This window comes from Alkalihalobacillus sp. BA299 (assembly GCF_017745675.1).
GTDB lineage: Bacteria > Bacillota > Bacilli > Bacillales > Bacillaceae_F > Alkalihalobacterium.
Genome location: NZ_JAFLJM010000005.1, coordinates 52098 through 78882, shown reverse-complemented (window position 1 = coordinate 78882; position 26785 = coordinate 52098). Strand labels below are relative to the sequence as shown.

Annotated in this window: 24 protein-coding genes, 1 riboswitch and 1 other annotated feature; of the genes, 2 read left to right on the top strand and 22 right to left on the bottom strand. The window is 36.9% G+C overall.

Annotated features, from left to right (window positions below; translation table 11 throughout):
• Position 1: 1 nt before the first annotated feature.
• Both J0N78_RS08155 and J0N78_RS08150 read right to left on the bottom strand, forming a co-directional pair.
• The gene (locus tag J0N78_RS08155; RefSeq protein WP_209122547.1) at positions 2-1522 is read right to left on the bottom strand and encodes a RecQ family ATP-dependent DNA helicase; all 1521 of its coding nucleotides are present in this window, start codon (positions 1520-1522) and stop codon (positions 2-4) included.
• A 10-nt stretch (positions 1523-1532) separates the two neighbouring features.
• A complete protein-coding gene (locus tag J0N78_RS08150; RefSeq protein ID WP_209122546.1) occupies positions 1533-2594 on the bottom strand; it encodes a YpbB family protein in 1062 nt (353 codons plus the stop codon).
• A 456-nt stretch (positions 2595-3050) separates the two neighbouring features.
• On the opposite strand from J0N78_RS08150, the gene J0N78_RS08145 reads away from it, so the two are divergent.
• Positions 3051-3299: a 4Fe-4S domain-containing protein gene (locus tag J0N78_RS08145; protein ID WP_209122545.1), complete on the top strand. Its 249-nt coding sequence runs from the start codon at positions 3051-3053 to the stop codon at positions 3297-3299.
• Positions 3300-3593: 294 nt separating this feature from the next.
• On the opposite strand, the gene J0N78_RS08140 is transcribed toward J0N78_RS08145, so the two are convergent.
• Positions 3594-4310, bottom strand: a complete 717-nt coding sequence (locus tag J0N78_RS08140; RefSeq protein ID WP_209122544.1) for a FadR/GntR family transcriptional regulator — start codon at positions 4308-4310, stop codon at positions 3594-3596.
• Between the two features lie 194 nt (positions 4311-4504).
• A complete protein-coding gene (locus J0N78_RS08135) occupies positions 4505-5572 on the bottom strand; it encodes a M14 family metallopeptidase (RefSeq protein WP_209122543.1) in 1068 nt (355 codons plus the stop codon).
• 110 nt (positions 5573-5682) lie between these two features.
• Positions 5683-5917: a binding site (T-box leader), on the top strand.
• Positions 5918-6160: 243 nt separating this feature from the next.
• Between J0N78_RS08135 and serA the strand changes: the two genes are divergently transcribed.
• Entirely contained in the window at positions 6161-7735 is a 1575-nt protein-coding gene (gene serA / locus J0N78_RS08130) for a phosphoglycerate dehydrogenase (RefSeq protein ID WP_209122756.1), read from the top strand.
• A gap of 208 nt (positions 7736-7943) precedes the next feature.
• Here the strand turns inward: serA and J0N78_RS08125 are convergent, their stop codons facing one another.
• From J0N78_RS08125 to J0N78_RS08040, 18 genes are all read right to left on the bottom strand, one after another.
• Positions 7944-8915: a M23 family metallopeptidase gene (locus tag J0N78_RS08125; RefSeq protein ID WP_209122542.1), complete on the bottom strand. Its 972-nt coding sequence runs from the start codon at positions 8913-8915 to the stop codon at positions 7944-7946.
• A gap of 132 nt (positions 8916-9047) precedes the next feature.
• Positions 9048-10145 (bottom strand): Ger(x)C family spore germination protein, encoded by a 1098-nt coding sequence (locus J0N78_RS08120; RefSeq protein ID WP_209122541.1) that lies wholly within the window; start codon positions 10143-10145, stop codon positions 9048-9050.
• A complete protein-coding gene (locus J0N78_RS08115; protein ID WP_247747194.1) occupies positions 10132-11283 on the bottom strand; it encodes a GerAB/ArcD/ProY family transporter in 1152 nt (383 codons plus the stop codon). The genes J0N78_RS08120 and J0N78_RS08115 overlap by 14 nt, the downstream gene beginning before the upstream one ends.
• Entirely contained in the window at positions 11276-12775 is a 1500-nt protein-coding gene (locus J0N78_RS08110; protein WP_209122540.1) for a spore germination protein, read from the bottom strand. The genes J0N78_RS08115 and J0N78_RS08110 overlap by 8 nt, the downstream gene beginning before the upstream one ends.
• Positions 12776-13343: 568 nt before the next feature.
• Positions 13344-14297: a VanW family protein gene (locus tag J0N78_RS08105; protein ID WP_247747193.1), complete on the bottom strand. Its 954-nt coding sequence runs from the start codon at positions 14295-14297 to the stop codon at positions 13344-13346.
• A gap of 257 nt (positions 14298-14554) precedes the next feature.
• Positions 14555-15139, bottom strand: coding sequence for a cob(I)yrinic acid a,c-diamide adenosyltransferase (locus tag J0N78_RS08100; protein WP_209122539.1), 585 nt, complete (start codon positions 15137-15139; stop codon positions 14555-14557).
• Between the two features lie 15 nt (positions 15140-15154).
• The gene (locus J0N78_RS08095) at positions 15155-15589 is read right to left on the bottom strand and encodes a bifunctional adenosylcobinamide kinase/adenosylcobinamide-phosphate guanylyltransferase (RefSeq protein WP_209122538.1); all 435 of its coding nucleotides are present in this window, start codon (positions 15587-15589) and stop codon (positions 15155-15157) included.
• Entirely contained in the window at positions 15523-16173 is a 651-nt protein-coding gene (locus J0N78_RS08090; protein WP_209122537.1) for a histidine phosphatase family protein, read from the bottom strand. The genes J0N78_RS08095 and J0N78_RS08090 overlap by 67 nt, the downstream gene beginning before the upstream one ends.
• A complete protein-coding gene (cobS, locus tag J0N78_RS08085; RefSeq protein ID WP_209122536.1) occupies positions 16131-16937 on the bottom strand; it encodes an adenosylcobinamide-GDP ribazoletransferase in 807 nt (268 codons plus the stop codon). Before cobS ends, J0N78_RS08090 begins: the two co-directional genes overlap by 43 nt.
• The gene (locus J0N78_RS08080; protein WP_209122535.1) at positions 16927-18447 is read right to left on the bottom strand and encodes a cobyric acid synthase; all 1521 of its coding nucleotides are present in this window, start codon (positions 18445-18447) and stop codon (positions 16927-16929) included. The genes cobS and J0N78_RS08080 overlap by 11 nt, the downstream gene beginning before the upstream one ends.
• Positions 18448-19020 (bottom strand): bifunctional adenosylcobinamide kinase/adenosylcobinamide-phosphate guanylyltransferase, encoded by a 573-nt coding sequence (locus J0N78_RS08075; RefSeq protein WP_209122534.1) that lies wholly within the window; start codon positions 19018-19020, stop codon positions 18448-18450. It abuts the gene before it with no gap.
• The gene (gene cobD / locus J0N78_RS08070) at positions 19017-20096 is read right to left on the bottom strand and encodes a threonine-phosphate decarboxylase CobD (RefSeq protein ID WP_209122533.1); all 1080 of its coding nucleotides are present in this window, start codon (positions 20094-20096) and stop codon (positions 19017-19019) included. The genes J0N78_RS08075 and cobD overlap by 4 nt, the downstream gene beginning before the upstream one ends.
• Positions 20083-21045, bottom strand: coding sequence for an adenosylcobinamide-phosphate synthase CbiB (cbiB, locus tag J0N78_RS08065; protein WP_307794912.1), 963 nt, complete (start codon positions 21043-21045; stop codon positions 20083-20085). The genes cobD and cbiB overlap by 14 nt, the downstream gene beginning before the upstream one ends.
• Positions 21042-22517, bottom strand: a complete 1476-nt coding sequence (locus J0N78_RS08060; RefSeq protein WP_209122532.1) for an adenosylcobinamide amidohydrolase — start codon at positions 22515-22517, stop codon at positions 21042-21044. Before J0N78_RS08060 ends, cbiB begins: the two co-directional genes overlap by 4 nt.
• Positions 22518-22539: 22 nt before the next feature.
• Complete coding sequence (locus tag J0N78_RS08055; RefSeq protein ID WP_374193893.1) at positions 22540-23595, bottom strand: FecCD family ABC transporter permease; 1056 nt, start codon at positions 23593-23595, stop codon at positions 22540-22542.
• Entirely contained in the window at positions 23558-24547 is a 990-nt protein-coding gene (locus tag J0N78_RS08050) for an ABC transporter substrate-binding protein (protein WP_209122531.1), read from the bottom strand. The genes J0N78_RS08055 and J0N78_RS08050 overlap by 38 nt, the downstream gene beginning before the upstream one ends.
• Positions 24548-24978: 431 nt before the next feature.
• Positions 24979-25159, bottom strand: a riboswitch (cobalamin riboswitch).
• A 60-nt stretch (positions 25160-25219) separates the two neighbouring features.
• Positions 25220-25675: a flavodoxin gene (locus J0N78_RS08045; RefSeq protein WP_209122530.1), complete on the bottom strand. Its 456-nt coding sequence runs from the start codon at positions 25673-25675 to the stop codon at positions 25220-25222.
• Positions 25676-25696: 21 nt separating this feature from the next.
• A complete protein-coding gene (locus tag J0N78_RS08040) occupies positions 25697-26635 on the bottom strand; it encodes a WD40/YVTN/BNR-like repeat-containing protein (RefSeq protein ID WP_209122529.1) in 939 nt (312 codons plus the stop codon).
• Positions 26636-26785 lie beyond the last annotated feature (150 nt).

Below are 26785 nucleotides of genomic sequence, written 5' to 3'. Positions count from 1 at the left end.
TTTATTTTTGATGAAAAATTTTCTTTAACTCCTGCTGCCACGGAAGTAGCTTAAGTAAATCACTGGATGGATCGTGGTTACTTTTCATATATTTTTCTATCGATAAGCCACATTGATCACAACAATTGTCAGGTTGATTTTTCAGCTTTTCATCAAAGTAAGACAGATAATCCATTCGGCGACAAGACTTACTATTAATAAAATCGACCATCTCTTGCACTTTCTTTACTTTTTCTTCTAGTCTTGCCGCGACTTTTCGTTCAATGACAACAAATGCTTGTGATATAAGTTGTTGATTGACATTTCCTAGATGAATGACGTTCAGTTCCTGTAAATGAAAGAGCAAAAACCTCCAAGCCCCTTCGGTTAAGCCCATTTGTGCTTGAATATACAGCTCATCGTCATTTGTTAATAAAAGTCTACTGGACTCCATCATTTCTAAATATCTTTTTACACCTTGCAGTTGTTCTTTACTAGGAAGCTCATGTTCAATTAATGACAATGGCAAAAAACGATCGTCTTCACAGTACAATAAAAGAGCTAAACTTCTTTCTCCATCCCTTCCTGCACGACCAATTTCTTGCAAATAGGCTTCCATATGTTGTGGAAAATGAAAATGAATGACATATCGTACATTACTTTTATTAATCCCCATCCCAAACGCATTTGTACAGCAGATAATATCCAGTTGGCCATTAATAAACTGTTGCTGTATTAACAATCGGTCTTCATTTTCGAGTCCACCATGATAATAAGCAACATTTTGGATTCCCTCATTTTGTAAATGAATTGTAATATTTTCAGCCCAAGCTCTTGAAGATACATAGATCAAAGCAGGCCCTTTTAATGTTTTTACATATTTGACTAAATTATAAATTTTTTTGTCTACATCATTATACTTCTCAATTTGCAGTGCAATGTTAGGACGATGCACACTGTAAATATAAGGGGTGAATTGTGACATTCCTAGCTGTGTGACAATATCTCTTTGCACTTCTTTCGTTGCTGTTGCTGTAATTGCTAAACATGTAGGCTTCCCTAACTTTTCCCATACTTCACCAAGCTTTAGATAATCCGTACGAAAATCATGTCCCCATTGCGAAATACAGTGAGCTTCATCTATAACAAATAGGGAAACCTTAATTGAAGATAATGCTGCAATAATATGATTTGACATCAGACTTTCAGGGGAGATGTATATCATTTTATATTGCTTTAGTTGGTCAATGACTGCCCTTCTTTCAGATAATGACAGGAAACTGTTAATCGCTGCAACCTTTTTTATTCCTTGGCTTTTTAATTGTTGTACTTGGTCCTCCATTAACGACAACAATGGGGAAACAACTATCGCAGTCCCTGATAATAATAACGCCGGCAATTGAAAACAAATCGACTTTCCCGTCCCTGTTGGTAGCATCGCTAATACATTTTCATGATTCATTAATGATTCAATTACTTCTTTTTGTCCAGGTCTAAACTGCTGATATCCAAAATGTGTATATAATTTCTTTTCTAACTTCATTTTCGGTCACCTAATCTTTATAGTCCGTTAGACGAGCTAATGTGAGCCTTATTTTAAAATAGCTAATTTCACGTGGTAATTGTTCTTTTATATGGCTGAGCTTTAAATGATTTGTATTCTTTTTTATCACTTGTAAAATTTGTCCTAGTTCTTTATCTGTAATAAATGAAGCAAGTTTAGCTGTTTTATCTTCCAACATAATTTCTATAATATGATCTTCAATTGTACTTACCTTTAACTGACGTCTAGTTGCTATTTCTTCAATGGAAAGTCCACGTTTCATCATTTGATACGTTTGGCGTGTCGAGTTTGTCATATGCATCGTTCGATTTAAATCAGAAATAATCGAACTTAAAATCGGAAAGTCTTTACGATCTATGTAAAGTCGTTCAAGTATTCGATGGACGACTGACAAATGAATAAGCTCCATCATCATTTTTTCCTTTCCATAATAAGTAGCTAACTGTTCATTAGTTAGACCAATTCGATGTGAACCGGATAATTTATAAGTAAAAATTTCGGCCTCCAATTTAGATAAGTCGTTTATTAATGTTGATAGCTCGCTATATAATTTCATACTGAAATGACTTCGCTCATTTGGTTTTGGAAAATGATTCTTGACCCACAACTTTACTTGCTGATCTTTAATAACCGGGAAAAAATTATAGTTATGATCGTTAATACATGAAATAGACTGTACAATTAGTACTAGCCTCGACCAAAACACACTCGAATTTTCTTTATATTTCCATCCATTAATGTAAAAAATAAATTGGTAATCATCAAGTTGACGTTTTAAAGTTTCTTCGCCTATTTTTGTAATTCTAAAGGTCATTTCTTTTTCTTTGATAATATAATGATTACTGAGCAAATCGTCCAACTCTTTTTCTAGCCAGTTTCGTTTGAACCGAGGTAATATCCCAAACAAAAATAAACATCGATACAGATGTCCATCTTGGATCGTTTGCGAAGATCGTTTCCCTTGAAGCAAATGATATATTCCAGATATCGTACGATCACCGTTGAAAACGGATATTAAATATAGCAGTATTACCGAAATTATAGACACCATCTTCCCCACTCTTGTCATTTGATTTTATTTATAGGGTATAACTATATAATAACAAATCGTGAATAACAACATGAAGAAGTTATTCAAAAAGTCCGGGAATAGTCTCTGTCGAATTTCTTCGTTGGTTTGCTGCTGCGTTCCTCACGTATTAAAAGCATACGCTGTGGTACTCGCAACTGCACCGCCTCGAACTTCTCGGATCTTTTTGTCCTCCTGTTTGAACACAAACATGTGGAAGTTTATTTTTTGCGGTATTCGGCAATAAATAAACTGCGAGACCCCTTGTATGATAAGAATTCTCAATGGATTTAACTGTTGAAATGTTGGTCAAACATCTATACAATATGAGATAGAAACTGTATTCCTTACAGTGGCAACACTGACTAATGCATCTTATCATACATAGGGGAATTACTAAGGAATGCTTAATTTAAAACCTACTTGGAGGGATTTATTATGGCAAAATACACAATTGTTGACAAAGACACTTGTATCGCTTGTGGTGCCTGTGGAGCTGCTGCACCAGACATTTATGACTACGATGATGATGGTATCGCATTCGTAACACTCGATGACAACCAAGGAATCGTAGAAATTCCAGATGTACTAGTAGACGACATGAACGATGCGTTTGAAGGTTGTCCTACGGATTCAATTAAAATTGCTGATGAGCCATTTGATGGTGACGCTTTAAAATTTGAATAGGAATGTAGAGAAGAGGCTGAACGTAATGACAGTCTCTTCTTTTTTTATTTGGCTGTTTTCGTAAACTTTATTGCTTTTGGACCGTTTTTTGAAAATAAAATAGCCTTTACGCTATGCGTGAAGAGCCAAGCATCCGCTTGGCTTACGGTCCAAAAGCTAAAAGCAACAATCTTTGAGAAAAGAGCCTTTTATTTTTACTTTAACAAAAGATTATTAATTAATATTAAATTTTTCTTAAAACAATGTTAAATAATTCGTTAAAAAAGAGGCTGACAACTAAGTCAACACCCCTTTTTACTCATTATCTTGTTTGGAAAATAAACCTTGTTCTACACCAATAATATGTTCCATCATTGCTTCAAATGCAGCTTGTTGATCCTTTTCTTTAATCGCTTCATATATACGTAAATGCTCTTCGTACAATTGATTCATTCTCCGTTGTTCTGAATACAACAAAAGCTTTCTCGCTTCTCTCATCGATTGATGCATTACATCTGAAACATTACCTACAAGCTTAGATAACATCTCATTCTTTGTCGCTCTAACAATTGCCTTATGAAAATTAACATCAGCCTTTTCGCCAACACTCCCATTTCCCTCGGCTTGTTGCATTTCTTGAAGAGCACCCTCCATATCCTTTAGGTCCTCATCTGTTCGATTGACGGCTGCAAGAGAAGCTGCTCCCGTTTCAATTACTTTTCTTATCTCAAAAAGCTCTCGTACATCTTCCTTTTGCATAAGTTGTATACCTGGAATAATACTTCCGATTAAATCGAGATCTAGTTTTTTTACAAAAGTTCCTTCTCCTTGCCGCATTTCAACATACCCCGTTGCTTTAAGAGCACTTAATGCCTCTCTTATCGCAGAACGGCCTACATTAAACTCTTCAGCAAGTTGTTGAACAGAAGCTAACCTTTCACCTGGTTTTACTTCTCCCTTTTTAATCATATCCATTAATTGCTCTGCAACAATTTCATATATTTTTTTTGGCTTTACTTCTCGTATTGCCACATTTCCACCTTCTTCACTATCTTATCTCCTGAATCACTTATTATTTATCTTTTACTGTAAACTAAAAAGAAACGCTTTCAAATAAAAGTAATCTGAATAAATTGTACCGATAATATTTTGAATTAGCAACAATTATTAACAGCTCTCAGTTTATCGTTTTTGCTTATTTCTTAAAAGGTACTAGGAAAACGAAATTATAATATTAAACCTTCTAATGCTAGTAACACATTGTTCGACCATATCTCAGAAAAGGAGGATAGTGGGAGGGGGTTTGTACCAACACCAACTTCTATCGTAAAGCCAGGACGCCCGGTTTCTTGAATAAACCAATCTTTATACCCTCCATCACTTTCAGCTGTATGAATAGGTAAATATGAGCTAACAAGCGAAAGGCGTTCAACCATCTCTTTACTTTCAGGTGGTTCATACCCTCTGTACCCCCAATAGATAACTTGCCCTTGTGAATGAAAGGCAAATATGTGAGAAAAATCATGCTTTTGTGTAAAATCATACACCGCTCTAGCTTCAGGTTCTGTAAATGGTGCTGTACCACTATAATGCCTGGGCCAGGGTTGTTGAGGGCTTTCATCCGCTTCGATATCCCAGCCTGCTGGCCATTGATGATTCAAATCCACTCCCCTTATATTGCTCGACCAATGATCAAACTGACGACTTCCTTTATTAATCGTTAGTACTTCTTTATACATCGGATGCTCTGGATAAATCCCTTGTTGAACTAATTCGACACCATCAGGATTTACAAGTGGAACGATATACAAAGAAACTTGTTGAAATAGTCTTTCAAGGTCATACCCGTGCCATCTTTGTTTTTTCTTTAAATGCAAAAGTAGCTCACTAATGAACGTCATGAGAAACTTACTCGTTAACCACTCATTAGCATGCCAGCCACCAGAATAAAAAATTTTTTTCTCGCCATTTCCAATCTTTAAACTTATTAGAGGATAAGATAAAACTGAATGACCAATCGTTTCAATTGAAACGTAGTTAGGATAATATTCTTTCAAGAACTGAATATCAGTAACTAAATCCACAGGACCATATTCACATAAACATTGAAAAGGTGAATAGGAAATTGCTGCATCTTTTGTGGTTTCTGGAATTTCTAACACTTCTCCAGGATAAATATAGGATTTTTCATTAATAATTTGCCGATTATATAACAGGATATCAAAAGCTCTAATTCCAAATTTAACGGCTACTTTTCTAACCGTATCTCCTTTTTGAACAGTGTATACTCTCATAACTTCCCTCCTCACCTTTACTTTATGAACCTTTTATCAAAATAAGAAGATGCCATTTGACAGAAACGTTGCAATATGGTAAATTATCAAACAATTAGATCCTTAAATTTCAAAAAACGATGATGAAGAGAAGGAAATGTCAACCAATTCAGAGAGCTAGTGGTTGCTGTGAACTAGCTTGGACCGTTTCTTTAAGCACTTCTGAGTTGATGCTCTGAAACGAACTATCGGATTAGGAGTATCCGGATGATCCGTTATCTTTAGAGAAAAATTCTCCTGAGGCACGTTCACCAAATGAGTGTGTAAATGAGGGTGGTACCACGGAACAAACCTTCCGTCCCTCACGACATATCGTCGTGCGGACAGGAGGTTTTTTTAGTTTAGCGCTTTCAAAGTAATTTTCAACATGAAGCTTATGTTTCATATCCATTGCTAAAAAGCTGTACATTATTAGTTAATTAGGCTCATAAACGAATAAAAAAAGACTGTTTATCTAAGCCTTTTAAAATAAAGAATGGATAATGAGGAGTGGAGAAAATGATCCATCAAGTTGTAGTAGAACCAGTTGAAAAGAAAGGAAGTCAAATCATGTACAATATCTTAGTTTCAGATTCTATGAGTAAGGAAGGTCTCCTTCCTCTACTAGAAAGTGAGCAAGTGAATTGTGTCCAAAAAAATGTGTCTGAAGTGGAAGATGAGTTGCACACGTTCGATGCTATTCTAGTCCGTAGTGCTACAACTGTTACTGCTGAATTAATCGAAAAAATGTCAAACTTAAAAATTATTGCTCGCGCTGGTGTTGGTGTAGATAATATCGATATCGATGCCGCTACAAAAGCTGGTGTAGTTGTTGTCAATGCTCCTGATGGCAATACAATCTCAACAGCTGAACATACATTCGCCATGATTTGTGCCCTTGCTCGAAAAATTCCTCAAGCAAATCAATCGATTAAATCTGGTGAATGGAATCGAAAAGCATTTCAAGGAACAGAGCTCCACGGTAAAACTCTTGGTATCGTTGGATTTGGTCGAATCGGATCACAGCTTGCTAAACGTGCGAAAGCATTTGAAATGAAACCGCTCGTCTTTGATCCATTCTTAACTAAAGCTCGTGCTGAAAAACTAGGCGTTGTACCAGCTACACTTGAGGAAGTATTAACGAATGCCGATATTATTACTGTCCATACTCCATTAACAAAAGAAACGAAAGGTATTCTTGGTATGGAGAATATCGGCAAAACGAAAAAAGGAGTTTATTTAATTAACTGCGCACGTGGTGGAATTATTGATGAAGTTGCCCTAAAACACTATTTAGAAAATGGCCATGTTGCTGGAGCTGCTTTAGATGTATTCGAGGAAGAGCCAGCTATAGAAAATGCCTTACTTGAACTTGATAATGTGATCGCAACTCCACACATTGCAGCTTCAACAAAAGAAGCTCAATTAAATGTTGCCGCACAAGTTTCAGAAGAAGTCGTTCGCTTTCTCGAAGGAAATCCTGTCAGCAATTCTATTAACTTGCCTACACTTTCAAAAGAAGTTTACGAAAAGGTTAAACCTTATTATGAGTTAACAAAAACCATGGGAAATGTTTTATCACAGTGCATGAAAACTCCAGTACAGGAAATTGAAGTTTATTATGGTGGAGAGGTTACTCACCTTGAAACATCGATTACCACTCGCAGCTTAATGGCTGGTTTTCTTTCTGCTCGAGTAGATGCGCCAGTAAATGATGTGAATGCATCATTTATTGCAAAAGAACGTGGTATTGAATTCGGTGAAAAGTCTTTAAATAATGCATATGGCTATGCTAACATCATTCACGCAATTGTTCACGGTGAAGATCGTACATTTGAAATCAAAGGAACATACGTCAAAGAATACGGCCCACGCATTGTTAGCATTAATGGATTTAATGTTGATTTCTTCCCAGCAGGACACCTTATTTATATCCAACACAATGACCGTTTAGGTGTTATCGGAAAAATGGGGCAATTACTAGCAGAACACGACCTTAATATTGCTACGATGCAAGTAGGTCGTAAAGAAGCTGGTGGAGAAGCAATTATGATGGTTGCCGTTGACAAACCATTAACTGATGAAGTTCTTAACGCTGTCCGTTCAATCGACGAAATTACCCTAGCAGATAAAATTGAACTGTAAATAAGAAAAGCGAAAGCGTCCGTTTAGCGACGTAGCCCTTGCGCCCTCCGAATGAGATAAAGGAAACACGCAGAAGCGAAGCAATGCGATGTTGACTTATCGTAACGAGGAGAGCGAAGTCCACTTGGCGATGGGCGCTGTAGCTAGATAATATTAAAAGAAGCTGACTAAAAAGAAATAACTTCTCTTAGTCAGCCTCTTTTTCTATTTACTTTGTAACTTGAAGCACATCCCCAGGATAAATCAGATCATTTCTCAACTCATTCTTTTCTTTAATTACTGTAATGGAAACTTTATACTCGTTCGCAATATGGTGAAGTGTTTCACCTGGTTGGACTACATGAACGAGCTCATTTTCGTTCGGATGAAGGACTAACTGTTGATCAACATGAATGATATCATCTGTAAGTTGATTCCATTCTTTTATTTGCTCAACTGCTACTGCATGTTTCTGCGCTAAGCTCCATAGTGTATCTCCTTTTACGATCGTAATAATCAATTCCCCGTCCCAAGCATTATGTTTTTCATTTGGGGACTTTGTTTTAATCGCTGAATCCGAATATGTATTATGTTCACTTACTTCTTCTTCTGCCTCTTCGACTAGTTGATATCTAGCAGATAGTACCGCTTCAAAATCCTCTTCTTTTAGTTCTTCATCTTCTAGGGTAACTAGTGAATTTTGTTCATCATTTAATACTAGCAATGGATCAATTGAATTTGTTTTACTTGTATTCCATTCCCCAATATGGACTTCGAAATGCAAATGATTACCAGAAGAACGCCCCGTATTACCTACTGTACCTATAACTTGTCCTTTCTCTAGTCGTTCTCCTTCACTTACATACCTTTTATGCATATGAGCATACACCGTTTCTAGTTTATTATCGTGTTTAACAAAGATCACATTCCCATAGGAATCGGAATAATACGATCTAAAAACTGTGCCCTCTTTTATCGAAACAATCGGTGTTCCTTCTGGAGCTGCAATATCAATACCAAAATGACGACCATCTCTCGTTCCGTAATGGTCAGACACATCACCTGAAGTTGGCCATATGAGTGAATTTATTAAATCTTCTTCTATTGATTTTGCATATGTAGTTGCTGAGCCTATAAATAGGATCCCGATAAATACCGCAATAGCAACGGCAATTAATACTCGTTTAAAAAAATCTAACATGTTTGCCTCCTTAATTTTCAAAAAAGATGTGTGTAAAGTAAGGGTCACACACAATGTATACTATGGAGGCTTGCCCCATTTTATTACAAAAATTTTATCTATTTGATGTAAGGTCTCGTTAAGGATATTTCCTTATTCAATTGCACCAGATTGTACAATTTCGACATCAAATGTTAACTTCACTTCAATGTTACTATATAATTCTTTCCATTTTTCAGGCTGCCAATCCCTCGTTCGACTTCGATATTTTTCTCCTAATCCTAAAGGATCTATTTCTTTCTCTTTAAATTTTTCAACTAGTACGGTTGCTGTTTCCTTTAAATTTTCTTCCATCTGTTTTTCCAATTCAGCTGTTAACTTAGGATCATCTAAATTCATCCGATCAGAAGAATCGGTTATTTCCCCCCTTACCTTTACATGATAGTCAAAGGTGGGGTTATCTCCCTTTTTAATTAAAGAATTTTTATATGTAGATGTAATATTTTCAACAACAACATAAGCCTCTTTATCGTCATGGTTGATTCTGTATTGTTGAGAGCCTCCCACTCCTTTTGTTGTCAGTAACCTGAAAACAAATGATTCCTCTAAATCTAATTTATCTACGTATGTATCGTGATCAAACAAGGCTATTCCAACTACTTTTAACTCTCCGTCTGCTTTTAGAAGTGGTAAAAAAGCATCCCTGCCATCATTGTACATACTAAATAAAAACAAATGTAAATTAGTAATCGGAATGGATTTTTGTTGAATTTGATCAATTAAATCTGGAATAAATACCCCGACTCTATCATCACCTTCTTCAACTGCATCAAAAGCGTCCTTAGCTTTTCCTTCAGTTACAGCTAAATGAACACGATTAGGCACAGATGGATCACGATAAAGAGAATCGACCAAATGTTCGATACCACCTTCAGCAATTTTATCGCTAAATAGAAAAACTCGTGCTTGCCCTTTTTTCAGTGGTTTTTGTGTTTTTGCATTAATTAGATCAGTTGCCCCTTTTGTTGTTTTTCCGACTGCTGATATTGTTTTTTGGTGTAATGCACTTTCTTCGCCTTGCTCGATAAAAGTCGGATACGTAACTGTAACTTCAAGTTCATTATTCTCAGCTTGATCATACCCGACTGCATAAATAAGGGCTAACTCATCGATAATATTTGTTTGAATACAACCCGTTAACAAAACTGTTGAAAGCATGAACACTAGAGTATAACTACTAAACCGCTTCATTTCTCGTTTTCCTCACTTTATGAAAAAGTTTCTGAACAACGAATAATATTGGTATATAAATGAATATAATCCCAAAGCCAATATAAGAGTAATAATCATTTAATTGATTGACTTGTTGTCTTCCTTCAATAAAAGTAGTTGCCACCGCCACCACTAACAATACTGGTAGCAATATAATCTTTTGTCTCCATTTGAATAACTCTTTACAACCTCTTGTAACTGCCCAAATCGATAAAGCAATGTTTGGGGCAACAATAATGAGCCATAATGAAATACTAATATACTCAAACCGTTCAATAAACGGTAGTTCAACAACTTTATACAATGTTAATGTCGCCCAAATCGTTCGATTTAACTGTTCTTCGCTATAGAAAACTAAGCTCACAATCATAATGAAAGTATATAGAAAAGTCGTATAAAGGGCTCCTAAGTGAGCCCATTTTTGTGATTTTTCTTGGTGCTTTATGAATGGAAAGTACATTAATAATAATTCAAATCCTAAAAACGACAATGTTGTATCTTTAGCCCCTGTCAACATTTCCATTATCGAATGCTTCCAAATTGGAAGTAAATTAATAAAGTTAGCAAATTCGAGCGGCATAACGAGGAGTAAAAATAACGGCATGGGGAGAAATACACTAATGACAGCTAACCCTACGACCGCACGAAAGCCACCACTTATTAAATACCAGAAAAATAATACGGCAATACAACTAAGAAACCAGGTAGGGACTTCAGCAAACATCCATACTTGAACAACTTCAATATAGGTTCTTAACACAACAACAGCTAGTCCTAAAAAATAGACAATGAGAAGCAGGCTCAAAAAACCGCCAATCCACTTTCCAAATAATTGCTGGTGAACATAGACGATATCCCCACCGCTCGGTTTCAAGGTGTTATAGATCATCCATATTAAAATATGAATAACGATACCTGCTATAATCACTGCGATCCAACCATCAAATCCAGCCGTTTTTACGATGATTCGTTGGAAACTGAGAACACCTACACCAATTTGCATGGCATGAACAATAAAAAATACCAAATGGGGGGATACTTGAAAATTTTCCTTTATTTTAGGATATGTCATTGTCTCACCTACTTCCTTTTTCGCATTGCAGAGATCATTATTCATCAATATCCTTCGTTTTCTTCGCACGTGAAAAGTTAAATCGCTTTGAATCCCTAGGCCTCATTAAGACGGGACGTGAGGAAAAGAAAGGGAACGGTAAACGAAAAAACGCATCTTTCCAATCCTTTATCCGTAAAGGATACACAGGTTCTAAATAAGGCCGACCAAGAGAAGTTAATCTAATCAGATGAGCAATTGTAAAGAGTAAGCAAATTACGATCCCCACACCACCAAATAAAGCAGCCGCAACCATGTAAGGGAAACGAATAATTCGTATCGTATTGCCCATTTGATAAACAGGAGTTGTAAAAGAAGCTAACGCAGAAAGCGCAACGATAATTAATAATATATTACTTGTTAACCCAGCTTCTACTGACGCTTGTCCAATGACAATACCGCCAACAATACCTATCGTTTGGCCAACTTTTGTCGGAAGCCTCGCCCCTGCCTCACGTAATAACTCAATCGTAAACTCCAAAAATAAGGCTTCGATAATCGGAGGAAAAGGTATATTACTCCGAGATGATATAATTGTTGCCAGTAAATCTTTTGGAATAAGCTCATAATGAAACGTCAAAACCGCAACATATATTGGCGCAGCTAGCACCGAAAAAGCAACCGAAAAAAAACGAAGTATACGGACAAATGACGCAATATGCCATGGTAAATAGTAATCCTCTAATGATGAAAAAAATTCAATAAGCGTCGTCGGTCCAAAAAACGATTCAGGTGACCCAGCGCTCAAGATGACAACCTTCCCTTCGGTCAAAGCACCTGCCACACGGTCTGGTCTTTCTGTATTTACAAATTGCGGGAATATCGAAAGTGAGCTATCAGAAACCATTTGATTTAACATTGAGCTATCAAGAATTTGATCAAATTCAATATCCTCAATCCGCTGTATCATCGTTTTTACATTTTCTTGATCAGCGATCCCTTCAATAAATAGGATAGCTACTTTAGACTTTGTTATTTTGCCAACTTCTAGTTCTTTAATTTGTAAATTAGGGAGCGGAAGTCGTTTACGAATTAAATTAATGTTCGTATCGAGTGATTCAATAAAGGATTCTTGTGGGCCCGTAACTGTAAATTCAATTTCCGGAACGCCGACATCTCGTTCTAAATTAACACTTGCTTCAATGAGCATACATTTTTCTTTATCCGCTAAAAGTTGTAAGAGAATATACCCTCGTAATACTTTATGTTTTATATCTCTTGGATCACTAGTAATTGCTATTTGTTCAATTGGTATTTTGTCCTTAAGAACTTCTAAGCCCTCAGTAATATACTTACTAATATAGGGGAGGACATCTTTATGGAGACGATCAGGATCCACTAATGTTGAAAAGAACATCAATTTATAAGGAACTGCTGTATTTTGATGTTCATACACACTAAAATCAGACGACTTTTGAAAAGTATTCAATACAGAAGTAATCGTTTCTTGCTGTTGCTGATTACTATGCATGTGTTTAGCGAGCCATTTTATAAACATAGTCACTTCTCCTAGCTTCGAATACTTCAGTTTCGTCTTAGTATTAGAAAACAGTGGAAACGTTATGCGAATTTGGAAAAAAAAGAACAACTTACGATGTTAACTTCCTTAAAAAAGTAAAAAAACTACCATTTAAGGTAGTAGTTCCAATACTATGGAGAAAAGTAAAATAGGGCCTTTTTTAGCAAATATGGAACCTAGTGTCCGTTTGCCCCATTAATTTGCTTGTTTTCTATAAAAAAGCTATCAGGGACAAATCTGGCCCCTTACTCTTGATGTCCGCATAATTAAGAAAAGCGCAAGGTGTCTGCTTATCGCGACAAGCGCTGGAGGGCCAGCAATTAGTGTCTTGACTTTTAGAAACGTTTGATGGACCGAAGCGACCTCGAGGCGATGTTGACTTATCGTAAGGAGGAGGAGCGAAGTCCACTAGACGCTGGGCGCTGCAGCTAGACAAGAAAAGCGCAAGGGCTTCTAATTGATACGTTATCCGTAAGTTTCTCCACGACAACAGACCCTCTTAACTGTATGCCAGCATTTACACTATTATAAGTCAGCTAACACTTCACTATTGAATAGAAGCAAGCAATTGATCTTTATTTTGTGAAGAATACACTTCGACGGTTATTTTACCGGACTTCAATGAAACTTGTGTTTTTAATAAAATAGGGAAATTATACGGATTGGTAAAAACAAAATCTGGCCCTCCCCATGAAACTGTAGCATCTCGATTCGGAGGAACATATCCGATTTCTTTTGAATGACTATATCTTTCTATTACTTCTAGTCCTGCAGCATCTATCGCATTATATAAAGTCGATGAAGTCTGACAGATACCGCCCCCAATTCCCATTACAAATTCTTTATTTACAATTTCTTTTGCTTCCCTGTAGCCTCTCTCAACGGTTCGTTGTCCTACTACCTTATTAAAAGAAAATTCATCACCTGGTCCGAGTACGAAATGTTGAAACGACTCAGCGGACAGCTTGATATTGACAGACCTTCCTTCAACACTAGGGTTAAAATAGGTCGAATAAGTACCGATCGAAACATCTAAAATACCAGCTAACTCCTCTTCTGATACAGTCGGTTCTGTTTCATAGATTGGTAGAACCAATTCACGATCTCGATAGTCTAATTGTTGAATTTTCGAAACAAGCTCTTTCTCTGATAGGATTATTTGGCTTTGTCCTGGAATAATCGTTCCATCTTGAGTAACCGTTGGATTACGCATCGGCTGATCAATCGTTCGAGCTAACTTTGCGGCAAATTTAGCTAAGGATTTCTCATCTAATTGTTCTAAATCAGGAAGATAACCAAACTCATTTAATAAGATAACCTCTTGTTCAGCAGTTCGCTCGTCAATCAATGCTACTTCCCACTTGATGGGCTTCTTAAAATATTCTACTTCATTATTAGCTAGGCCATGCTGCCTCGAACTTTTTTCTTCTGCAGCAACCATTGTAGTTAAACTAACTGTAAAAGCAAAAATAACAACAAAAAAGACCCAGTATTTCTTCAACCTTACTCCCCCTTAAGTATCGTTCCCACTCGTTAATGTATGATGGAAAATTATAGAAATGAATAAAAATCATTTAAATTTTTTTTCTACTTATAAGACGTATTTTACCATTAAATGGTTTCATTTTTTTCTAAATTTTCTTAGAAATACACAAATTATGTCCTATAATGACGAAAACGGTTGTCTTTTTATTTAAGTTAGACTTTATAAGTCCATGAAAAAAACACGTCATATTTAAACGTGTTTTTTTCATGGACTTATTTTTCTTTTCGTTTTCCTTCTCGAAAAACGATTGCACTTCGTTCATATTCTACATCTTTTACACCTAAACGATGATTGACAACTCGTGCAATGGCAAAGAAGTAATCAGATAAACGATTTAAATATTTTAGCACAACTGGATTCGTTTCTGCTTCTCGTTGCAGCCTTGTAACATAGCGCTCAGCTCGTCTTGTCACTGTTCGACAAACATGAAGGGTTGCTGCAGCTGGAGAACCTCCAGGAAGAATAAATCGCTCTAACTCGGGTGCTTCTTTTATATATTCGTCAATTCTCTCCTCTAAGTACGTCACAATTTCCTGCTTCGCTTTAAAGGGACGTTGTTCTGTTTCCTTTAACATTGCTAAATCTCCACCACAATCAAACAATTCATGTTGAATTTTTACAAGCTCATTAATGATATCTTGGAATACTTCTGGATCAAGTTGCGTAATCGCCTGCCCTACAAAACAATTCACCTCATCAGTAGTCCCGTAAGCAACTACACGCGTATCATCCTTCGTTAATCTACCACCTACAACACTCGTTTTTCCTTCATCACCTGTACGTGTATATAAACGCATCTCACATTCCCCCATTTATTTTAGTTGTTCTGAAATCCCATACCATATCCGGTAAACTTTATTTGCCTGCTTTACAATATCCTGATAACACCAACCAACTAAATCTCGCCACATTCGGTCATCTGAAGAAATCGGTACGATTCCCTTTCCAATTTCACTACCGACTAGAACCAAAGTTCGGTCTACTCGTATGCGCTCCCATTCCAACCATTGCTCTAATAATCGATTAAATTCAGCACGTCCATCATTTAATAAAAAATAACGTTTAATAATTCTTTCAATCCCAAAAATGACACAAAGGTGCCGATCAGGCACATTATTAAGACCTTTAAGGATATCTTCTTGCTCATACCCATTATAACAAACAAACTCATTGACATGGTCTATTTTATAGTGTGAATAGACCCACTTTCTTTTTCCGTGAAAGGCGCCTCCTGTAATAAATTCCATCGTTCCCCCCTCCTTATCCTATCAACATCAGTACAAAGTGAATAGCCTTGACCGTAAGCAACATTCCATTCCCAAAAATCTTTTTTGATAGAAGCATAATAAGAAAGAATGAAACGAATTGGGCCTCCATGGCTAACAACGACTAACTGAGACACACTGTGATCAATTGCATCCGTAACAATGTTATTCCAACTTTCCAAAATTCTTGACCGAAAATGTAAGAATGCTTCTCCATTCGGAGGAACTACTTCATATGGATTATTTAACCATTCTCTATACAGTGGATCGCCTTTTAGTTGCTCATACGTTTGCCCTTCCCAATCACCAAAATGGATTTCTCTTAAGCTACTATCCTTTTTAACGAAATGGTTAGGATAGAGGATTTCTGCAGTTGTTACACAACGTATCAAGTTACTCGAAACAACAAGGTCAGCCTTAGGATAAATATAATTTTGTTTAAGAAAATAAAGACGCTCACGACCCTTTTCATTTAATGGAATGTCCGCCCATCCTAAGTATTTTTTTTCCTCGTTATAATCGGTTAAGCCATGCCGTAATAAAGTAACAACCATGCGACGATCCATAGTACAGCCTCTCCTCCTTCCACTAACGCACCTAATGTATCGCCAGTAATTCCACCAAATTGTTTTCTAAAAAAAGTAAAACTACATAGCAAAAGAATGACCGAAGTCATCGTTAGCAAAAGAGCCAAAATAATGAACTTCGAAAAGAAGATAGCTATACCAATTAAAATAAATATTCCCCATAGATGAAAGCTTACCTTCGTTCGTGGTATGATACATTGTTGTACTGAATAAGCCATCCCTTCTTCACGAGCTGGCTTACCGTACATCAAAGCCCCTGCCATCAACCATCTAGCAAAAAACGGAATAATTAAAAAGTAAAACCAATAAGCTTCTGCACTTTCTAAAACTTGAAAAATAAAGATATACTTTCCAGCTAGTAAAAAGAATAAAGAAATGACCGCAAATGCTCCAACTCGAGAATCCTTCATAATCGTTAATTTTCGATCTTGATCCTGTCTTGAAAAATAACCGTCACTAACATCCATCCACCCGTCAAGATGAAGCCCTCCAGTTAAGGAGACGATGAGTAATAATAGCAAAAAACTACTCACAGCTGTTGGAAGTAACATCCATTCAATCATTAAAATAGAAGCACTCATTGCAATACTACCAACGATTAAACCAATCAATGGATATAATGCAACAGAAACAGAAGCGGTTTGCTTAGTCCACGGCACTTGCCTTCTTATTGGAATCGTCGTTAACAATTGCAGGGCTAAAATCAGTCCGGCGATTCCGCCCACTTTATGATTATCGCTCATTTTCAATTTTCCAGCCTTCAATAACATTTATGATATAGTCAACATCAAGATACGTTTCCACATGATTAGCGAGGTTTTCATACGCTAAATCTCTCATGACTTGAAGATTTACGACTTCTCGCTTTTGAAGTCCTCTCTTTGTACGTAATTTGTTTAGCCACGAAGCCCGCCATTCATCATTGTGAAATAAATGATGAAAATACGTGCCAACCACTTTCCCTTCCTTCATACAAATTCCTTCTGGACGATTATCAATCATAAGAAATGGTTCAACACTTTGTGCTGTTGTCATCGTTCTTCCTAGGTGAATTTCAAAGCCTGTTATCGCCTTATTACAGCCCCAATGATTGGATACTAGTCTTCCTTCTGAACGAATCGTTATTTTTTTCTTGTTGAAATATGTTTTCAAAGGAGCAATTTTTAGACCTTCTATTTCATTTCCTATAACATCTGTATCTGTTCCAGCTTCATCAATTAATACTTCACCAAGCATTTGATATCCGCCACACAGTCCAATGATCGTTCCACCTTCATTGATATATTGCTGTAAGACATAATTAAGGCCAGCACTTTTTAAAAATTTCAAATCATGAAATGTACTTTTCGTTCCTGGAATAATAACTGCATCAGGATGACCAAAGTCTCGTTTATCTTTTACAAAGCGTAAAAAAACATCTGCTTCCTCAGCAAGTGGTTCGAGATCTGTATAGTTTGAAACATAAGGCAGAGCAATGACTGCAATATCTAAATCATTTTCGCCTTTTCTCTCGCCTTTAATCAAGTTATTATGAATAGAAAGAGAATCCTCACCTTCTATTGAAATATGTTCATAATAAGGAATAACTCCTACCACTCTTATTCCCGTGTACTCTTCTAGCCACGAAACCCCGTCCGTAAATAAGCTAATATCACCTCGGAATTTGTTAATAATAATGCCTTTCACACGTTTCCGCTGTTCTTCTGAAAGAAGCTGAAGCGTACCGACAACACTAGCAAATATACCGCCACGCTCTATATCAGCAATTAAAATGACAGGTACATCGGCTATTTCAGCAACCTTCATATTGACCAGTTCACGGTCATTTAAGTTGACTTCTACAGGGCTGCCCGCTCCTTCGATTACGATATATTCATGGTCTTTTGCAAGAACAGTTAATGCTTGTTGGATTGCTTCTACTCCCTTTTGATAAAACAACTCGCGATAACTTCTGCCTGAAAAAGTCGAATACACTTCCCCAAATAAAACAACTTCAGAATCCATACTACTACGTGGCTTTAAAAGTATAGGGTTCATATAAACACTTGCTTCGGTCTTTGCCGCCTCAGCTTGAACACCTTGAGCTCGACCAATTTCTTTACCATCAATCGTTACATAAGAGTTATTTGACATATTCTGTGACTTAAAAGGAGTAACTGATTTATCTATTCTGGCTAGTATTCGACAAAGTGCCGTTACTAAAACACTTTTTCCTACGTCTGAGCCCGTTCCTTGAAGCATAATTCCTTTCATCTAAAACCCCACCTTCTTTTTTAATAGCGGAAGCCCAGCTTCAACTAGGTAAGCTTGATCACAAAGAGCCACAATATTTTGATGAAGTTCACCGATGAGCTTCATATAAACAATCGTACTTTCATCATTCGGAACGATATCTTCAAACAATTCATTGGTTACGACAATACAAGGAATAGGAATTCGTTGTAATTCTTCAAATGTACTAGAAAGACGAATATATAACTGTTGTAGAAATTCAGGCTCCTTCCATAACTCAAGCCCTTTTTCAATTCCTTTAAAAAATTCTTGTGTTAAGAGCCCAGTTAAACAATCAAGGATAACGACATCCTCTTTTTTGAAGTTCGGTATTAAATCTTCAATATGGGTAGGTTTTTCGTGAGTCACATACACTTTTTCACGCATTTGACGCTCCTTGATATGCCGATTGATTCGTTCTTCCATCTCCGAATCACTTCGTCTACTCGTCGCTATATAATGAATCACACCGTTTGAAGTTACATTTTTCTCTGCAACTTGTAATGCAAATGAACTTTTTCCGCTCCTAACTCCTCCTGTAATAAAGATGATCATCGACGTGCCCACCTCTCTAACACGTCCAAAAGGAAATCATTTTCTTCACTTGTTTTAATGGCTAAACGAATGTACTTGCCTTCAAGTCCTAAAAAGTTATACGTATGGCGAGGAATCACACCATTCTCAATCAGAAAAATGATCAATGGTTTTAAGTCTTCCCTTGTACCTTTTGGTTTTAATAAATAGAAGTTTACGACCGATGGGGAAAACTCGTAGCCTAGCTTCCCTAAGATTTGAAATACTCTCATTCGTTCCCCTTTGATAAATGATCTCGTCCGTATTACATGTTGATGATCATTAACACAGTCCAATCCAACTTGCTGAGCAATGCCATTTACACTCCATGGTTGTTGGAGTTTTTTCAGTTCAGATATATTCGCGTTACTGGCAACAACATACCCTAACCGAAGCGCAGGAATCGAGTACATCTTCGTTAACGACCTCAAAATAACTAAATTTTGAAAATCTTCTATGTAAGACATCATACTTAAATCCTCGGAGCTAAAATCATAGAACGCTTCGTCAATGATCACGGTTACACCTTTTTCTTTTGCCGTTTGCAACAGCCTTAACAGAGTTCCTTGTTCCATTGTCGTTCCGGTAGGATTATTGGGATGACAGAGGAACATTGCATCTACTTCATTTAATGCTTCTAGAAGCTTTCCAATATTAACGTCCCAAGTCTCTTCTGAAAAAATCTCGTACCGAACTACTTCACATCCATACGTGAGACAGGCGTCTCGATATTCTGAAAATGTTGGTTCAACAACAAGTATTCGTTTTTCACGAAAATAATTTGCGATTAGTAAAATAAGTTCAGCTGCACCATTTCCTATTAACAATTGATCGATAGAAAGGTTAAAATCCGTAGCTAACTTCTCACGTAATTGTGAAGCATATGGGTCTGGATAAGTTTGAATAGTTTCGATGTATTGATTCCATTGAACTTGAACAATTGGCGGTACTCCTAATGGGTTCACATTTTCGCTAAAATCTATCACCTGTTCTGGTAACTGTAACCCTAACGCTTTTACAAAGTAATGTGGGTTTGCCCCATGATTAGGTAGCGACATAAATAACCCCTCCTATCAACCAAAGTATGTATACAAATGAAATGACGGATTTATTCATAATTTGGATGGCTTGCTTTATATGTATGGCTGAAATAGGCATCAATGGCACTCCCATTTTAGCACGGTTGGATATAACGCCCATATATTGATTTTGTCCACCTAATTGTATGCCTAGTAAACTAGCAACAGCCGCTTCTCCCCAGCCACTGTTCGGACTTGGATGTTTTCTAGCATCTGTCCATAAAATTCGATAGCATATCGACTTTTGTTGCTGGCAAAAGCTTTCGTTAAATGTAATCATTAATAATCCAGTTAACCGACTTGGTATAAAATTTAAGACATCATCAAACTTAGCAGACGCCCAACCAAAATCTTTGTATTTATCATTTTTATAACCTACCATCGAGTCACACGTATTAACTGCCCTATAAAGCATTGCAAGTGGTGCCCCACCAACTAGGGCAAAAAAAAGTGGAGCGGTTACCCCATCACTCGTGTTTTCAGCGACTGTTTCAACGGTCCCACGAATCACTTCGGCTTCAGAAAGTTGTTCAGTATCTCTTCCTACGATATATGACAGCTTTAAACGTGCTTCCTCAATTTCACTTTCTTCTAACGGTTTCAATACATCTTCTGCAGCTTCTCGTAAACTACGCTGGGCAATCGTAAATGAAATAATGATCCCTTCAATTAAGACGCCTAACCATGGATGGATAATATAAGCTAAGATAACTGGAACAAGAGTAATACAAAATACCGATAAGATAATAATTAGTAAAAAAAGAACTCCTTTTGACTTTTTCTTGCTTGCAACGTTTAGTTTTTTTTCAAAAAAAGAAATTAACTTTCCAATTCCGACAACAGGGTGTGGAATATTCCTGGGATCACCAATCATTCGATCAATAAGTAAAGCTAAGGAAAGGGCTATTAAGTGGTATACAATCATCATTCGACTTTCCTTCTTTCTTTATTTCTCTTAATTGCTTCACTCGTTGCTTCATAAACCGCTCTTGCAATCGATTTTCCTAAAAGGGTTATCGTTCCGGCATATGGTTGCTCTATCCCTGTTTGTGAAGCCGCGACCATGATGCTATCTGTAGAGGTCCCTGTTGCAAGAGTATGTGTCTTTGGATCTTTAATACCTTCATCAAAAAGCGCCTTTGTCTTTGCTTCTGTTGCCGTCATAACAGTTTGAACAAATGCAGCATCTGTTAGGTTTCCTTCGATAAAAATCCACGTATTAATCGTCCCTACCGAATGCAACGTATTTTTTTGTAGATAAGCCTTTGAAGCGTCCACTGCGTTAGAAACACCGGCTGTAACAACAACGAAAATTATAAATGCCTCATTAGCATACGTTCTATCAGCTGCGTCTTCTAAAACAGCCGCAGTCATCATACCTACTGAACCTTCACAGTCTATACCTAAATGATTCAAATATTGTTTATACTCTTCCTCTACACAATCGCAATTATAGTCTTTATGGACATGTCTATTAAGAAAAGTCGTATTCCAGCCAAATCCTGCACCAACCACTGCTGAAGAATACGTCTTTAACGGGATTGGACTCGTAATCTTTATTAGATCGGGAGTTTTCTCAATCTTAAAACGGTTTATGAGCGGACGCTCAGTTGATGTCGATTGCTTAGGCTGAAGTGTGATTAATGGACTTGGAACTGATGGATGTTCTCGTCTCCCTACTTTCGCTTGATACACGTCTTGCAATTTTTTTTCATTCATGACATGGGCAGGGCAATCGAGTGAGCATACCTTTCCATTGTCTAACAACAAAATTCGATCACAATATAAGCTCGCCATATTTAAATCATGCAAAATTGTAATTACAGTTAGCCCTTTTTCTTTAGACCATTGTTTTAAAGAGTCTAGTAAACTCATTTGATACGAGATATCTAAATGATTTGTTGGTTCATCTAAAAGTAACAGCTGTGGTTCTTGTGCTAACGAACGTGCTAACATGACACGTTGACGTTCACCACCACTCAATGAGTGAAGTGGTAAATCTTTAAATTGATAAACTCCTGTTAGCTTCATGGTCTCTTCTACCATTTGGTTATCCTTGCTGTTCGCAACTTGAAACCAACCTTTTTGATGAGGGTAGCGTCCTAAATGAACAACTGCTTCAACCGTATAAGAAAATGATGTATCAGATTGTTGCGGTAACACAGCCATCCATCTTGCTAACTCTTTTGATCCATAAGCAGAAATGCTTTTATTTTGAAGAAGAATTTCACCAGACTGCACAGGAATTAAACCACTAATCATCTTTAATAGTGTCGTTTTTCCACTACCATTTGGACCAAGAATCCCAAAAATTTCGCCCTTCTCTACGGAAAAGGAGACATCGTTTAGTATATTTATATTTCCATAGCCACCTTTAGCGTTTTTCACTTGTAAGATCATAGTTTCCCTCCATTCATCCAGTTTATAATCTATGACGTTGTCGGATTAAGATGATCGCAAAGATAGGACCTCCGACAAGAGCTGTGATTACACCGATTGGCAATTCGGTTGGGGCAATTAAGGTACGGGCGACTAGATCTGTTAAAACAAGAAAGCCTCCACCAACTAGAACAGAAAGAGGTAATAAATGACGATGATCTGGTCCCCATATTAATCTCGTTAAATGTGGTATGACTAAACCGACAAAACCAATTGTCCCTGATACGGCTACAGCTGAACCTGTTAATATTGCAGCTCCGAATAGGATCATCGTTTTACGTGCTTGAATATTTACGCCAAGATGTTTAGCTGTTTCTTCCCCAAACGCTAATGCATTTAGCTCTTTTGCATTAATAAGTAATATAACTAATCCTGCTAGAAAGAATGGAACAATTAAATACACATAGTTCCACCCCCTCATTGAGACACTCCCCATTAACCACCCGATAATTTGTCTAAGCTCTTCACCTGTTAAAGCAATCATTAATGAAATAAACGAACCTAAAAAAGAACTTAAAATAATTCCAACTAAAATAACTGTATGAGCAGCCATTGAACGATTAAGCAATCGTGCAAAATAGATAACTAAAAAGAGCGTAAAAAAACCTGAACCAATACTAACTACTGGTAATGTGTAAGCGCCTAAAAAAGGTATGGTAATCCCGAAAAATAATACAGCAACAGCTCCGACCGCAGCACCTGATGAAACACCTAGTGTATACGGGTCAGCTAGAGGATTTTTTAAAAAACCTTGGAAAGCAGCCCCTGCTAATGCAAGGGCTCCTCCTACAAACATCGCTAACAACACGCGCGGAAATCGGATTTCCATCACGATGTTTACATACATCGGTTCTATTACTGCAGCTATCGGTAGGCTAAGCCATTCCCTTCCTAAGATTGTAAGAACCTCAAGAAAGGATATCGGTACACTGCCAATAGCTATGCCTAACACGACAGAGGTGAACATAAATACAAAGCAAACGATATAAGCTAATAAGGTTTTAGTTTTCGAAAACATCTGGGTAAATAAGTTTTGCAAGTTGTTCCATTCCTTCCGCAAGGCGTGGACCCGAGCGTGTCACTGTATCATTTTCTACATCGTAAATACGTTCATTCACTACAGCATTCACATCTTGCCAAGCTGATCTACTTTTAATTTCTTCACTTGGATTTTCGACATAATAGCCGTATGTTGTGATAATAACATCAGGATTTAAACTAACTACGTCTTCCTCAGTAAATTGTGGCCATCCTTCTTGGTCTCCTGCAACGTTAGTACCATTTAACAATTGTAACATTTCATCAAGAAATGTATTTTTCCCAGCAGTGTATAACTCTGGCGAAACTTCAACCCATACACTTACATGTTCGCCTTCAGAGATTTCTTCAGCCTTTGTAGTAAGGTCTTCTATCGTATTTTTCATTTCGCTAATTACAGTTGCTGCTTGATCCGTCTTCCCTGTCACTTGCCCAATCATATCAATACTTTCGTACACGTCTTCAATTTGTTTTGCATCGTTGATAATAATAACTTGAATTCCTGAATTTCTTAATTGGTCTAGTCCATCAGCTGAACTATGTGCTCCTGACGCATGAGCTAATATTACATCCGGTTGTAAAGAAATCACTTTCTCAACATCAAAATCCATTCCACCAACCGTTTCGACATCTAAAACAGCTGGAGGGTAGTTACACCAGTCTGTACGTCCAACTACTTTATCACCTGCGTTAAGAGCAAAAACCGTTTCTGTAATACTTGGAATTAATGTAACAATGCGCTCTGGTTCTTCTTCTAAAGTGATTTCGTTATCTAGTGCGTCTACAATGGTTACAGGAAACGCTGCTGCTTCCTCATCACCTGTTGTTTGTTCTTCCGTTTCTTCTATTGGTGCTTCTTCTGTTTGTGGCTCTTCTTGATTCTCTGTACCACATGCTGTCATTAACCCAATGATAAGTAATGAAGCTACTAACCACATATACCATTTTTTCAAAATTTCCAACCCCTTTTTATATATGTACTTTTTCTGTATCCAATGAATAAATGTTTTTTCGAAAGCTATGTAGAAAAAAATGGCTGTTTTCGTAGACTTTGTTGCTTTTGGACCGTTTTTTGAAAATAAAATAGCCTTTTTAAGACAAATTCATTTGTTTGATCGGCTATTTTATTTTCAAAACCTTCACACTATGCGTGAAGAGCCAAGCATCCGCTTGGCTTACGGTCCAAAAGCTAAAAGCAACAATCTTTGAGAAAAGAGCCAAAAAAATAAAAGCTCTCCTTCAAGGAGAGCTTAGGTTTCAGTTTAATAGATCACCTAGTAACACTCGGATGCTATAACATTCGAATAGTCGTTCTCAGAAAGAACAAAAGGTCACTCTTTTTCAAGAGTAAGATCTTATCACACTGCTCCCCTTTTCCGCGAAGGTTATGCAATACTTTAAGGCAGGTCTCCTGACTCGTACCATCACACTCCTTTACCTTCCCATCTAAATTGACAGTGGTATGCTAAAAAGGATATTAGTACTTACAGTGGCGGGACCGTGTTGGAATTTCACCAACTTCCCTTTTCACACTTCAATAAGTGACCTTAAAGTTCATAAATTATTTAATTCATTGAGATACGACCTTATTATACAGAATAATAGAATATACGTCTATATAAAACTTAAACGCTCGTTTTTAAATTAATAGCCTTAGCGAATTGTCTACCAAACTCTTTGCACGTTTCTTCTTCTCCATCCGGACTAAGCTCGATTTTAAGCCCCTGTTGAACAACTACACCATTTCTTTCTTCAACCATCGCTTCTAGTAAATCGACTGCTCCACAAAAAATTTCATACGCGGTATCCCCTGATCCAAATACAGCAAATTGTTTATCCGAAAAATCTAAGGTTGCCATTTCATCGTATAAATCCAAAAATTCGTCTGGTAACTCTCCATCTCCCCAAGTATAGGCGCCTAATACGATTGCATCGAAAGCATTTAACATATTTGGATCACAATCAACAACATCGACCTTCGTTACATTCACCTTTTCTTCCTTTAGTCCTTCTTCGATTAAATCAGCAATTGCTTCTGTATTTCCTGACATACTAGCATAAACCAGTAAAACATCCTTCATAACATTGCCTCCTTCAAGTTATTAATGTAAAACGCGCTTTAAATTACTGTTTCTAAAAGTTGCTTGTTCGTATAGTTGACTTGAATGTTTTATTTCATAATGACCAGCGACGACATAATGTTGTTTATCATTTGCAATTCTCCAACCGTGACCTTTTACTGTATTACACGGTACGACAATATTATTTTCAAAATAGACTCGTGAAACCGTAGAAACTCCCTTTTTGTCTTGAGATGAAGTAGCATATATAAACCCATCATCCTCGGTAACATCTAAGAAACTAGCTTGACTTTCTATCTGCTCTAATTCGTTCCAAAGATATTCGTATTGTCTCCCTGAAAGATAACAGTACTCAATTTTTCCTTTTGTACCATTGCATGACCCACCTGCAGCTATTAAATATTTTTCATAAACGACTAAACTCGAGACCATAAAATCCTTTTCTTTTTTCATCCATGTCATTTTCAAGCTCTTTAAGTCTAGTTTCCATATCCCTCCATATTTAAGATGAATTTTTGTACCGATGAATAAGGAATGTCCTAATAAACATAGTGATCGAATAGAGGGCATATTCTCTCTCAATCTTTCAAACGGCTTCACCTGACTCCAAGTCACTCCAAAATCATAAGAGAAAAATAAACAATTGTTACCATGAGTAATCACTAAGCCTGAAGCATCACCAACTACACTCCAAATCGTTGTTGTCGTCGGTAAAAACTTGTGATCCCATGTTTTACCCCCATCACTACTTTTAAGAAAAACACCTTTTTCTCCGACCGCATAAAAATTTGAACTGACTCTTATTAGCTTAACTATACGAAAAGGAAATGGAAAAAGACTTTTTAAATGATGGTCAATCATACGAAAAATCCCTTCTCTTCCGATGGCGACTATGTATTGCCCCTTTTCTACCTTACAAACAGCTGTAGCACCTCGGACAGTGTTTTTCATTTTGTTCACAATCCATTCCTCCACCGATAATAATAATGAAAATCATTTTCAATTAAATTATAAATGATAACGATTTTCATTGTCAACACTTTTGAAAGAACACTCGAAAAACACAATATCCATGAGCTTCAGTAATCATAATAATTGGCACATGAAGGA

What these genes read in the sequence shown, in the direction of transcription:
- J0N78_RS08095 (WP_209122538.1), bottom strand. Translation starts at nt 15,589, where the DNA reads ATGGAATTTATTACAGGAGGCGCCTTTCACGGAAAAAGAAAGTGGGTC.
- J0N78_RS08045 (WP_209122530.1), bottom strand. Translation starts at nt 25,675, where the DNA reads ATGAAGGATGTTTTACTGGTTTATGCTAGTATGTCAGGAAATACAGAA.
- J0N78_RS08115 (WP_247747194.1), bottom strand. Translation starts at nt 11,283, where the DNA reads ATGAATAATGATCTCTGCAATGCGAAAAAGGAAGTAGGTGAGACAATG.
- J0N78_RS08110 (WP_209122540.1), bottom strand. Translation starts at nt 12,775, where the DNA reads ATGTTTATAAAATGGCTCGCTAAACACATGCATAGTAATCAGCAACAG.
- J0N78_RS08145 (WP_209122545.1), top strand. Translation starts at nt 3,051, where the DNA reads ATGGCAAAATACACAATTGTTGACAAAGACACTTGTATCGCTTGTGGT.
- cobS (WP_209122536.1), bottom strand. Translation starts at nt 16,937, where the DNA reads ATGAGCGATAATCATAAAGTGGGCGGAATCGCCGGACTGATTTTAGCC.
- J0N78_RS08080 (WP_209122535.1), bottom strand. Translation starts at nt 18,447, where the DNA reads ATGAAAGGAATTATGCTTCAAGGAACGGGCTCAGACGTAGGAAAAAGT.
- J0N78_RS08120 (WP_209122541.1), bottom strand. Translation starts at nt 10,145, where the DNA reads ATGAAGCGGTTTAGTAGTTATACTCTAGTGTTCATGCTTTCAACAGTT.
- J0N78_RS08075 (WP_209122534.1), bottom strand. Translation starts at nt 19,020, where the DNA reads ATGATCATCTTTATTACAGGAGGAGTTAGGAGCGGAAAAAGTTCATTT.
- J0N78_RS08155 (WP_209122547.1), bottom strand. Translation starts at nt 1,522, where the DNA reads ATGAAGTTAGAAAAGAAATTATATACACATTTTGGATATCAGCAGTTT.
- cbiB (WP_307794912.1), bottom strand. Translation starts at nt 21,045, where the DNA reads ATGATGATTGTATACCACTTAATAGCCCTTTCCTTAGCTTTACTTATT.
- J0N78_RS08135 (WP_209122543.1), bottom strand. Translation starts at nt 5,572, where the DNA reads ATGAGAGTATACACTGTTCAAAAAGGAGATACGGTTAGAAAAGTAGCC.
- serA (WP_209122756.1), top strand. Translation starts at nt 6,161, where the DNA reads ATGTACAATATCTTAGTTTCAGATTCTATGAGTAAGGAAGGTCTCCTT.
- J0N78_RS08125 (WP_209122542.1), bottom strand. Translation starts at nt 8,915, where the DNA reads ATGTTAGATTTTTTTAAACGAGTATTAATTGCCGTTGCTATTGCGGTA.
- J0N78_RS08150 (WP_209122546.1), bottom strand. Translation starts at nt 2,594, where the DNA reads ATGGTGTCTATAATTTCGGTAATACTGCTATATTTAATATCCGTTTTC.
- cobD (WP_209122533.1), bottom strand. Translation starts at nt 20,096, where the DNA reads ATGTCGCTACCTAATCATGGGGCAAACCCACATTACTTTGTAAAAGCG.
- J0N78_RS08090 (WP_209122537.1), bottom strand. Translation starts at nt 16,173, where the DNA reads ATGGATCGTCGCATGGTTGTTACTTTATTACGGCATGGCTTAACCGAT.
- J0N78_RS08060 (WP_209122532.1), bottom strand. Translation starts at nt 22,517, where the DNA reads ATGATCTTACAAGTGAAAAACGCTAAAGGTGGCTATGGAAATATAAAT.
- J0N78_RS08100 (WP_209122539.1), bottom strand. Translation starts at nt 15,139, where the DNA reads ATGCGTTTATATACACGTACAGGTGATGAAGGAAAAACGAGTGTTGTA.